Origin of the sequence: Yoonia sp. R2-816, from assembly GCF_046762905.1 — a bacterium.
Taxonomy (GTDB): Bacteria; Pseudomonadota; Alphaproteobacteria; order Rhodobacterales; family Rhodobacteraceae; genus Yoonia.
The window spans coordinates 96143-105424 of sequence record NZ_JBKQXN010000151.1 but is presented as its reverse complement, the minus strand read 5'-3'; the positions used below and the strand labels follow the sequence as shown (position 1 = coordinate 105424).

Here is a 9282-nt window from a genome sequence, read left to right as displayed (position 1 = left end):
GGCCCGGTGCGCCGCGATCATCGGCTCGAACGCCCGACCCGATGGTTGTGAAAACTGTTTGGCAAAATCCCGCAGCGCCATGGGTTCGGCGACCGACACCACGGTGAATTTCATGTCGTCAAAGGTGATCTGGAGCGAGGTGCCTTCCTTCTTGACAGCATGCAGCTTTGCCTTGGCGGAGGCCGGGAAGGAAGCGATGACAGCTTCCGCTGCGGCCTGATCGAGGATCAGGGGGTGTTCCAGCAGGACCATGGCCATGAGGGGTGCGGTCATCGTGTTTCCTGGCCTTCTAGTTTGGCGGTCCGGTACAATCTATCGGTCAGGTTGTGTAGGGATGCAACCGAGGAGGAGGGAGGGCGCTTTCGCTTGCTGCTATTGAATGGGGGGATTTTGTCGGGTCCGATCGGGCCACTGCCAAACGGCGTTACCTTCTCGCTTTGTCCCTGACGGCGATCTTGCCTTTGGCACATTCGCCTGAGGTGAGAGGTTGGACAACGACCCAAGCGGGGCTCGTTATGGCTGCTTCCTTCCGGACCTGACCAGGTTGGCGAGGCGCTCGCCCGCGCCAACCTCTCAAGTTTCCATATAAGGGGCCGCCGGCATCAGTGCAAGCGGTAAGAAGGTGAACCGGTATTGGTCAAAGCCGCCTGTGCCGGGGCCCACATGGCTGGCGGCGGCTTTACTTGCCGAAGGTGTGTAGCCAAAGCGCCGGACATGCATTGTCCATTATTGGGGCGGTTTTGCGGGCGCAAGCAGCGGTGTAACAGATGTGTGAGTGCAGTGTGATGGATGTGGGTGGCTTGACAACGCATCTGCTGCCGGTTGATTTATTGAGTGGTCGGCGGCCGATATCGACATAAGGGTGAGTGGCAAGATTACTGCGCCAGAGTTGCCTATCTAATGATGCGGCTCAGCCTTGTAGAATCGCGAATGGCCGGCAAATGGCTGGCAGGTTAAATAATTGAAATTATTCATGAAAATTCCATTCAAGCATAGAAAGAAAGCACCCAGAAAGAGGATGATTACTGCCGGGCATTCGGGTCATGCTTTTGCGTATTGGACAGGAGAAGATCGTGAAAAAATCGAGGGCTTCAGGGAGCATTGGCAATCATCCTTCTCGAATTTCAGGATTTTTGGCGATCAGGATGTCTTGCCCCTGCTGAAAAAGCATCTCGCCGCAAAACATCTCGAACTCTATCAGCAGATAAGCATACCTGCCGCCAAGTCCGATATCGCTCGGCTTGTGCTTCTCTATGAATACGGCGGTCTGTACGTCGATTGCCATTGCGGTATGGTCGAGACGGATGAGATATCCAGATTGTTGTCCGAGTTAGGTCGTTACGAAGGCGTACTCATAGATCGTCGCAGATGGCAGGAGCCCAGACATCGGGAAGAATATTACCTCGTAAACTCAATCATGTTTGCGCGGCAGGGTTCCAAGCTATTCTATAGCTTTCTGTTGAAGGCCCTTTACAATCTTGAATGTCAGAGAGAGCTAGAAATCTGGATGAACGGCTATTCGCCCTACCACATTGGTACAATTACTGGTCCGGTCGTCCTCAATGAAGTGGCTTTGCAGCCGATGTCGCGAAACAGGAAAATCCGATTGGACTATGAGAAGAGACTGAAGGTCATCCCAGAGGAAACCGCGCCAGTCGAACGGGATGTGTTTCGCAGCTATAACGAAGGCGGGCGTCACTGGTCAATCGTTCAATTGGATCAGAAGCTATTCCTGAGCCGTTAGTTTGGCTGTTGCCCATGAATTCAAGGGCCGTTGATCTGGTAGAAACGGATGCATTCGATGCGAACCAAAATCGCAGGGTTTTGCCGCATTGAGAATAATTTCGGCGGTCGCAGTGGCAATCGGATGAATGCGCTGCATTCAAGATCGTTTGAGTGTCTTACACTGGGGTCCTTTGCCAAGTCCGTCTAGCAGGATCATTGCCATCAGGGGTTCGTGAGAGATTAATCGGGCGTTGCATTTGTTCGAAGTCAAAGCCCCTCTGACAGGACGTGGGTGTTAATCGCTGCAGTCGTATTCATTGTTGGACGTCAAACCGCCGAGTTTTTTCACCTGAGGTGAGAGGTTGGACAACGACCCAAGCGGGGCTCGTTATGGCTGCTTCCTTCCGGACCTGACCAGGTTGGCGAGGCGCTCGCCCGCGCCAACCTCTCAAAGGACCATATAAGGGGCCGCCCGCGTCAGTGCAAGCGGTCAGAAGGTGAAGCGGTATTGGTCAAAGCCGCCTGTGCCGGGGCCCATATGGCTGACGCCGGGTGCTGTGTATTTGCTTGCGGCGGGGGCGGATTGGAAAATGGCGCGGGTGTCGGGCAGATGGGTGAAATACCAGGTGTGGCTGGCCGGTTGCGTCACAACTTCGTTGCTGCGCAGATAGTCGATAAGCACGTCCCGAGCGGATTTGGTTGACTGGTAGAGAATGTCGGCCTCGACCGCGCCGCGGAACCCGCCGCCGCCATGGGTCCGGTAGCTGTTGGCGGCGACGATGAAGCTGTCATTGTCTGCCACAGGCTGCCCCTGATATTTCAGCGCCCGCACCCGCCCGGCCTGTGCGTTGATCACGCTGCCATCAGGGGCGAAATGTGCGGGCTGCGAGAGGTCGAATTCATAGCTGAGCCCGAAAATCGTGTCGCTGTTATAGGCCGGGCTGTGCGGGTTGATCATGAGCTGGTCATGCTGGCCGGGGATGATCTGGGCAAAATGCGAGGCTGCCCGTTCCAGCCACTGCCTGATCTGCGCCCCGCTGCGCCTGATCCCGCAGAGCGTATTGGCAAAAGGATAGATCGCCGCCGCATCACGCAGCGCAATCGCGCCTGGGCTGATGTCGATGTAATGGCTTGGCCCGGCCCGTCCGCCCGCCCGGAAAGGTGAGGTCGATGACAGGACAGGGAGGGCATGATACTGGCTGCCGGCCATGACGCGGCGGATGAAATCCTGTTGCGCCCGCGCCAGAAGCTGCTGGGTGAGGTCAGGGACGATATTGGCGTAGTAGCTGTGGATCGGCACCTCGGTCCGGGCGATGGGTTGCCGGATATGCCTGATCGTCGCGCTGTGGGCGGTTTGCAGATGTGTGCTGAGCTGTTTTTGCAAGGGGCTGGGACCGTTGTCGCGGGCTGAACACGGTTCCAGCCGCGACTGATGGCTTCGGATGGTCCATGATCCGTCGTGCCAGCCAAGCTGCAGATCAATGACCCCCAACCAGTTGCCGTAGAACCCGGCCATGATGGCGGGTTTGCCATGCAGCGTGCCGTTGACCGGATCAACGATGTTGGTCCTGGGTTGATCATCACCGGGGAACATTTCGTGTGTGTGACCGGTCAGCACGACATCAATGCCGGGGATGGCGGCCAGTGGAACGGCGGCGTTTTCCATGGTTTCGCAATGATCAGCGGCGCCGATGCCGGAATGGCAGAGCGCGATGATAATGTCGGCCCCGTCGGCCTTGATCTGCGGGACCAACCGCTCTGCCGCAAAGACGATGTCTTCGGTTTCAAGCTCACCCTTCAGGGCGACCCGGTCCCAGACCGTGATTTGTGGCGTGACAAAGCCGGTGACACCGATCCGCAAGGTGCGGGTCTTGCCGTCGTCGCAGGGCATATCCCGGTCGAGAATGACATATGGCAGGGCCAGCGCATCACCCTTGATCTGGTGGATATTGGCGCAGGTCACGGGAAATCTGGCATCGGCGAGCGCCGCGCGCAGCATATCGAGCCCATAGTTGAATTCGTGGTTGCCCAACGTGATGGCGTCGTATTGCAGGGTGTTGAAGGCGGCGATCATCGGATGCGGTTGGTCATCCGTGCCGTTGCTGGCCACGTAATCGGCCAGCGGATTGCCCTGAATGAAATCACCATTGTCAAAAAGTACGCTGGTGCAGGACGGGTCGGATCGGAGTGTTTCGATCCTGTCGGCCAGTTGGATCAGCCCGGTGTCGCTGTCGCTGTGATCGGCGAAGTAGTCATAGGCCAGCAGCTGCATGTGCAGGTCAGTCGTTTCGAGAATACGCAAACGCGCTTTCGGGTCACTCCCTTGAACTTCAACAGCCTCATCTTCAGGCGAACTCATGATCATTTTTCAACTATAAGGTGAATCGATGTGATTGCCACGGGCCAACGGCGGAAAAGTTTGAACTCGGATGGCTGACATGTCATTGCGGCGTAATGAAAATTGCTGAAACAGTTACATTTGGTGGCTCCGGCCTTGATCGTGCGGCAGAATGGCGCAGCCAGGCACAGGATTTGGCCAAACGTCCTGACAGTCAATCCATTGTGTTGTGGCGGGGCAAACCGATGATCGCGGACGATGGTCTTTTCCATGTCCCTATGGACCACCCTATCCTAAAGGATGCAAGCGAAGGTCTGGTCCTTTTGGGCCGTGACGGTGGGTCAGCTATTTTTGCGGCTGATATATCGGGTTGGGAACCGCCCGATCTGGATGCATCGGAGATGGACAGTTTTCTGGACCGGACCGAACAGCACCACCCGTCGATGCCGGATGACGTGGTTTTTGCCGAATTGCGCGGCGTGATGACCCGGCTGAGCCTGCGTGATGCGGAACTGGCCGCGACGGCCAAAGCGGTGTTTGGCTGGCATCGGACCCACCGCTTTTGTGCGCTTTGCGGTGCAGAAAGCGTGCTGGCGATGGCGGGCTGGCAGCGTGATTGCCCGGCCTGTGGCGGGCACCATTATCCGCGCACCGATCCGGTCGTGATCATGCTGATCACCCATGGCAACGCGACATTGGTGGGCCGGTCGCCCGGTTGGCCTGAAGGCATGTATTCCTGTCTGGCGGGGTTTGTCGAACCCGGCGAGACGATGGAGGCCGCCGTTCGCCGCGAAGTGTTTGAAGAGGTAGGGGTGCGTGTCGGTCCTGTGACCTATCTGGCAAGCCAGCCCTGGCCGTTTCCGGCGTCACTGATGTTTGGCTGTATGGGTGAGGCATTGGGCACAGAGCTGACCCTTGATCCGGCGGAGATCGAAGATGCCCGCTGGGTCAGTCGGGAGGAGATGGCGCAGGCCTTTGCCGGGCAGCATCCTGACATCCTGCCGGCCCGCAAGGGGGCGATTGCCCATTTTCTACTGCAAAATTGGCTGGCAGACAGGCTTGATTAACCGTTTGGCTTGTTAGACTGTTGGTGTTCGAACTGGGGCAGATGACATGAAATTCAGCACGCGCGAAGATATAGAGGCCCCGGTCGATCACGTCTTTGCGCAGGTCAGTGATTTTGCCGGGTTTGAGCGGCGCGCGCTGCGCCATGGGGCCGATATCACCCGCATTGATAGCGGACCCTATCAGATTGGATCGTCCTGGGACATCGTCTTTACCTTTCGCCAGCGGGAGCGCCGGATGCGTGCGACGGTGAGTGAGCTTGACCCGCCCCATCATTATCGGATCGATACGGTGTCGGATGGGCTGAGCGTGGCCACGACTGTAGAACTGGTCCCCTTGTCCCGTGGGCGCACCCGTGTTGCAGTGGCGATGGATCTGCGGGCGAAATCACTGACCGCCCGGCTGCTGTTGCAATCCATGAAGCTGGCCAAGGTGAAACTGACCAAGCGGTTCAAAGCGCGCGTGGTGGAATTTGCCGAAGATATCGAGGACGCTTACCGCAAGGCGAGCTGAGGCAAAAAAATTCCAGTTTTTTTTTGTGCAAAAGGAATTTCGAGAAATTCCTTTACCGCATGCTCAGTCTTTTGCGGGTTCGCGTCGTCTGGCGGCGGCGGGGTAGACCCCCATCACATGCAGAAGATCGGTGAAATACTGCAGTTCTTCCAGTGCCAGTTGCACGTTGCGGTCATCAGGATGCCCTTCGATTTCGGCATAGAACTGTGTCGCCGTGAAGGCGCCGCCGACCATGTAGCTTTCCAGCTTGGTCATGTTCACCCCGTTGGTGGCAAACCCGCCCATGGCCTTGTAAAGCGCTGCGGGGATGTTGCGCACCCGAAACACAAAGCTGGTCATCATCCCGTGTTCACCGCGTCTGCGGTAATCAGGTTCACGCGCCATGACCAAAAACCGGGTGGTGTTGTTATCGGTGTCTTCGATATTGCGGGCGAGCACATCAAGTCCGTAAATGTCCGCCGCCAGTTCCGAGGCCAGTGCGCCGATTGTCATGTCGTCACCTTCGGCGACATCGCGGGCGGCCTTGGCATTGTCGGATTTCACCCGGCCAGTGATCCCATGCTCACGCAGGAAGCCCGCGCATTGCGGCAGGATCACCACATGCCCGAATGCGGTCTTGATATCATCCAGGCTGGCCCCTTTGCGCGCCAGCAGATTGATATGAACCCGCACAAAGCTTTCATCGACGATATGCAGCCCGCTTTTGGGCAAAAGGGAGTGTACGTCAGCGACCCGCCCATAGGTCGAGTTTTCAACCGCGATCATGCCCAGATCGGCGTCGCCATTGCGCACTGCCTCGATCGATGCAGTGAAGGTAGGGCAGGGCAGCGGCTCATAATCCGGATAATTCGCGGCACAGGCTTCGTGCCCGTAAGCCCCCAGTTCACCCTGGAACGCGATTTTTTGCGACATGATCGTGTCCTCCCCGTCAGATACGACAAAAATGGGCGTTTCGTCGCGCCAGTACACCTTGCAACCCGGCGTGGGAAGCGGATAGATACCGCAAAACTTTGAACGGAATGGAACGCGACATGTTCGACACAATGACGATGACCAAGACGGTTGGGGCGCTTTGCGGCACATTGCTGATCTATCTGCTGGGTGCCTGGGTCGCGGAGTTGATCTATCACAGCGGTGACGGGCATGGCGACCATGCGCAGGCTTATGTGATCGAAGTCGAGAGCGAAGATGGCGAAGTTGAGGTCGTTGAAGAGGTTGATTTCGCGGTTGTGATGGCCTCGGCCAGTGCCGCCGATGGCGAGGGTTTGTGGCGCAACTGCCGGTCCTGCCATGCGCTTGAGGCGGGTGTCCATGGCACAGGCCCTGCGCTTTATGGTGTTGTTGGTCGTGAGGTCGCTTTTTATGACGATTTCAACTATTCCGGCGCTTTGGTCGAGGTGGCCGATGTATGGACACCGGAGAACCTGAACGGGTTCCTGGAGAATCCCCGCAGCTGGGCGCCAGGCACCGCAATGGGTTACAACGGGATGCGCAGTGTCGAGGACCGGGCGAACCTAATTGCCTATCTTGACAGTCTGGACGATTGAGTTCCGATATCGCTGGAAAACCAAAGCCGCCCCGGTCCGGGCGGCTTTTTCATGCGCGGTATCGTGTGGTCACTTGGTGATCACGTAAACTCAACTTGAAACTCGGTGAAACAATCCATTTACTTTATGTAAGCACGATCAGATGTTTTTCAATCCGGAGACAGTAATGCAGTATCGCCCCCGATCCAGAGCCATCGCTGCGGCACAGCACCAAACGGTGGCGCGGTTGAAATACTGGTTGATGGGATCGGTGATCGGCGTGGGCGCGGCCATCGCTGCCAATGGCGCTTGGGCGGATGGCCATGAGACGATTATCGAGAGTCACGCCTATTCGAATTTCGGTGAGGTGAAATACGGCCCGAACGAGGTCCTTGATTACGTCAACCCTGATGCCCCCAAGGGTGGTGAGATTGCCCTCTGGGCGCAAGGCACGTTTGACAGCTTCAACAACTACTCGCGCAAGGGTGTCGCGGCATCGTTGCCCGGTTTGCCGTATGAGGGGATATTGGCCAGTACGGCAGATGATCCCTATGGCTCCTACTGCTATATGTGTACGACCATGGAATATCCTGAAAGCCGCGATTGGGTCATCTTTAACCTGCGCGACGATGTGACGTTTTCCGATGGGCGCCCGCTGACCGCCGAGGATGTCAAGTTTACCCATGAACTGTTCATGGAGCAGGGCATTGCCGAATATCGTAATGTCGTCAGCACCTATGTCGACAGTGTCGAGGTTCTTGGTCCTTACGAGGTCAAGTTCAACTTCAACCCCGAGGCCCCGCGCCGTGACGTGATCGGTATTGCCGGCGGTGGCAGCACGATCTTTTCCAAGTCATGGTTTGAGGAGACCGGTGCCCGGCTTGATGAACCCCGTGTCGAACCTTTCCTTGGGACGGGTCCTTATGTGCTTGGTGACGTCGATATTGGTCGCCAGATCATTTATGAACGCAACCCCAATTGGTGGGCCAAGGATTTGCCGATCAATACGGGCCGTATCAATTTCGACAGTATCCGGATCGAGTATTTTGCCGATGCGGCTGCTGCCCTGGAAGGGTTTAAATCGGGCGCTTACACCTTCCGCATCGAGAATTCGTCCAAGGAGTGGGCGACCGGCTATGATTTCCCCGCAATCGATAACGGGCAGGCTGTGCAGAAAGAATTTGCCGATGGCACGATCGGCTATGCACAGGCCTTTGTGTTTAATCTGGATCGCGCGAAGTGGCAGGATCTGAGGGTGCGTCAGGCCATTGGCCTGATGTTCAATTTTGAGTGGTCCAATGAAACCTTGTTTTACGGGCTCTATGAGCGGGTCAATTCGTTCTGGGAGAACTCGGATCTGGAAGCCACAGGTGTGCCGACACCGGAAGAAGTGGCCATTCTACAGCCCTTGGTCGATGACGGGTTGCTGGATGAAAGCATCCTGACAAGCGAGCCTGTCATGGCGCCGACTTCAAGCGCCGCCGACCGCCCCCTTGACCGTCGCAACCTTCGTACAGCGTCGGCCTTGCTGGATGAGGCGGGCTGGGTTGCCGGTGACGATGGTGTCCGCATGAAGGATGGTCAGCCGCTGAGCCTTGAGATCCTGTCTTTCAGTCCTGCATTCGACCGGATCATCAACCCCTATATCGAAAACCTGACACGGCTGGGCGTTGATGCCAAACTGGATCGCGTGGATCGGTCACAATATGTCGACCGGCGGCGCAGCGGCGATTTTGATATGGTGGGGCATGGTTTCAGCATGACCTTCGAGCCGAGCAGTGGCTTGCGCCAGTGGTACGGGTCTGAAACGGCAGATGACAGTTCACGCAACCTGATGCGTTTGCGCAGCGAGGCGATTGACCAGCTGATGAAGGTGGTCATTGAGGCCAAGACGCTGGACGAGTTGACACCGGCGGTTCACGCGCTTGACCGGGCCTTGCGGGCTGAAGGGTTCTGGGTTCAGCAATGGTTCAAGGACAAGCACACAGTGGCCTATTACGACATGTTCAGGCATCCCGAAAACATGCCTCCCTACGCGTTGGGCCAGTTGGATTTCTGGTGGTATGACGAAGAAGCAGGCGAGGCCCTGCGTGCAGCAGGCGCATTCCAGTAAGG

The 9282-nt window shown here is 57.0% G+C and carries 8 protein-coding genes and 2 other RNA genes; 5 read left to right on the top strand and 5 right to left on the bottom strand.

Annotation, left to right across the window (positions count from 1 at the left end; genetic code table 11):
- Nucleotides 1–273, bottom strand: a 273-nt coding sequence (locus tag ACFWW2_RS05325; protein ID WP_393925457.1) for a hypothetical protein, incomplete at its 3' end; no start/stop codon positions are given.
- Between the two features lie 204 nt (nt 274–477).
- An RNA gene (ffs, locus tag ACFWW2_RS05320) (signal recognition particle sRNA small type) lies at nt 478–576 on the bottom strand.
- A 397-nt stretch (nt 577–973) separates the two neighbouring features.
- Between ffs (ACFWW2_RS05320) and ACFWW2_RS05315 the strand changes: the two genes are divergently transcribed.
- The gene (locus ACFWW2_RS05315; protein ID WP_393926701.1) at nt 974–1744 is read left to right on the top strand and encodes a glycosyltransferase; all 771 of its coding nucleotides are present in this window, start codon (nt 974–976) and stop codon (nt 1742–1744) included.
- A gap of 333 nt (nt 1745–2077) precedes the next feature.
- On the opposite strand, the gene ffs (ACFWW2_RS05310) is transcribed toward ACFWW2_RS05315, so the two are convergent.
- Both ffs (ACFWW2_RS05310) and ACFWW2_RS05305 read right to left on the bottom strand, forming a co-directional pair.
- Nucleotides 2078–2176: signal recognition particle sRNA small type (gene ffs / locus ACFWW2_RS05310), an RNA gene on the bottom strand.
- Nucleotides 2177–2215: 39 nt separating this feature from the next.
- On the bottom strand, nt 2216–4084 hold the full coding sequence (locus tag ACFWW2_RS05305) for a bifunctional 2',3'-cyclic-nucleotide 2'-phosphodiesterase/3'-nucleotidase (protein ID WP_393926700.1): 1869 nt from the start codon (nt 4082–4084) through the stop codon (nt 2216–2218).
- A 95-nt stretch (nt 4085–4179) separates the two neighbouring features.
- Here ACFWW2_RS05305 and nudC point away from each other — a divergent pair, with 95 nt between their 5' ends.
- Both nudC and ACFWW2_RS05295 read left to right on the top strand, forming a co-directional pair.
- Nucleotides 4180–5130 carry an NAD(+) diphosphatase gene (gene nudC, locus ACFWW2_RS05300; protein ID WP_393926699.1) on the top strand — a complete coding sequence of 317 codons (951 nt, stop codon included), beginning with the start codon at nt 4180–4182 and terminating at the stop codon, nt 5128–5130.
- 46 nt (nt 5131–5176) lie between these two features.
- Entirely contained in the window at nt 5177–5641 is a 465-nt protein-coding gene (locus ACFWW2_RS05295) for an SRPBCC family protein (protein WP_393926698.1), read from the top strand.
- Between the two features lie 63 nt (nt 5642–5704).
- On the opposite strand, the gene ACFWW2_RS05290 is transcribed toward ACFWW2_RS05295, so the two are convergent.
- Nucleotides 5705–6553 carry a prephenate dehydratase gene (locus tag ACFWW2_RS05290; RefSeq protein ID WP_393926697.1) on the bottom strand — a complete coding sequence of 283 codons (849 nt, stop codon included), beginning with the start codon at nt 6551–6553 and terminating at the stop codon, nt 5705–5707.
- Between the two features lie 119 nt (nt 6554–6672).
- Here ACFWW2_RS05290 and ACFWW2_RS05285 point away from each other — a divergent pair, with 119 nt between their 5' ends.
- Both ACFWW2_RS05285 and ACFWW2_RS05280 read left to right on the top strand, forming a co-directional pair.
- Entirely contained in the window at nt 6673–7188 is a 516-nt protein-coding gene (locus ACFWW2_RS05285; RefSeq protein WP_393926696.1) for a c-type cytochrome, read from the top strand.
- Between the two features lie 166 nt (nt 7189–7354).
- Nucleotides 7355–9280, top strand: a complete 1926-nt coding sequence (locus ACFWW2_RS05280) for an extracellular solute-binding protein (protein ID WP_393926695.1) — start codon at nt 7355–7357, stop codon at nt 9278–9280.
- The last annotated feature ends 2 nt before the right edge of the window (nt 9281–9282 follow it).

Coding starts and splice junctions, on each gene's coding strand:
- ACFWW2_RS05315 (WP_393926701.1), top strand. CDS start 974: ATGAAAATTCCATTCAAGCATAGAAAGAAAGCACCCAGAAAGAGGATG.
- ACFWW2_RS05285 (WP_393926696.1), top strand. CDS start 6,673: ATGTTCGACACAATGACGATGACCAAGACGGTTGGGGCGCTTTGCGGC.
- ACFWW2_RS05295 (WP_393926698.1), top strand. CDS start 5,177: ATGAAATTCAGCACGCGCGAAGATATAGAGGCCCCGGTCGATCACGTC.
- ACFWW2_RS05305 (WP_393926700.1), bottom strand. CDS start 4,084: ATGAGTTCGCCTGAAGATGAGGCTGTTGAAGTTCAAGGGAGTGACCCG.
- nudC (WP_393926699.1), top strand. CDS start 4,180: ATGAAAATTGCTGAAACAGTTACATTTGGTGGCTCCGGCCTTGATCGT.
- ACFWW2_RS05290 (WP_393926697.1), bottom strand. CDS start 6,553: ATGTCGCAAAAAATCGCGTTCCAGGGTGAACTGGGGGCTTACGGGCAC.
- ACFWW2_RS05280 (WP_393926695.1), top strand. CDS start 7,355: ATGCAGTATCGCCCCCGATCCAGAGCCATCGCTGCGGCACAGCACCAA.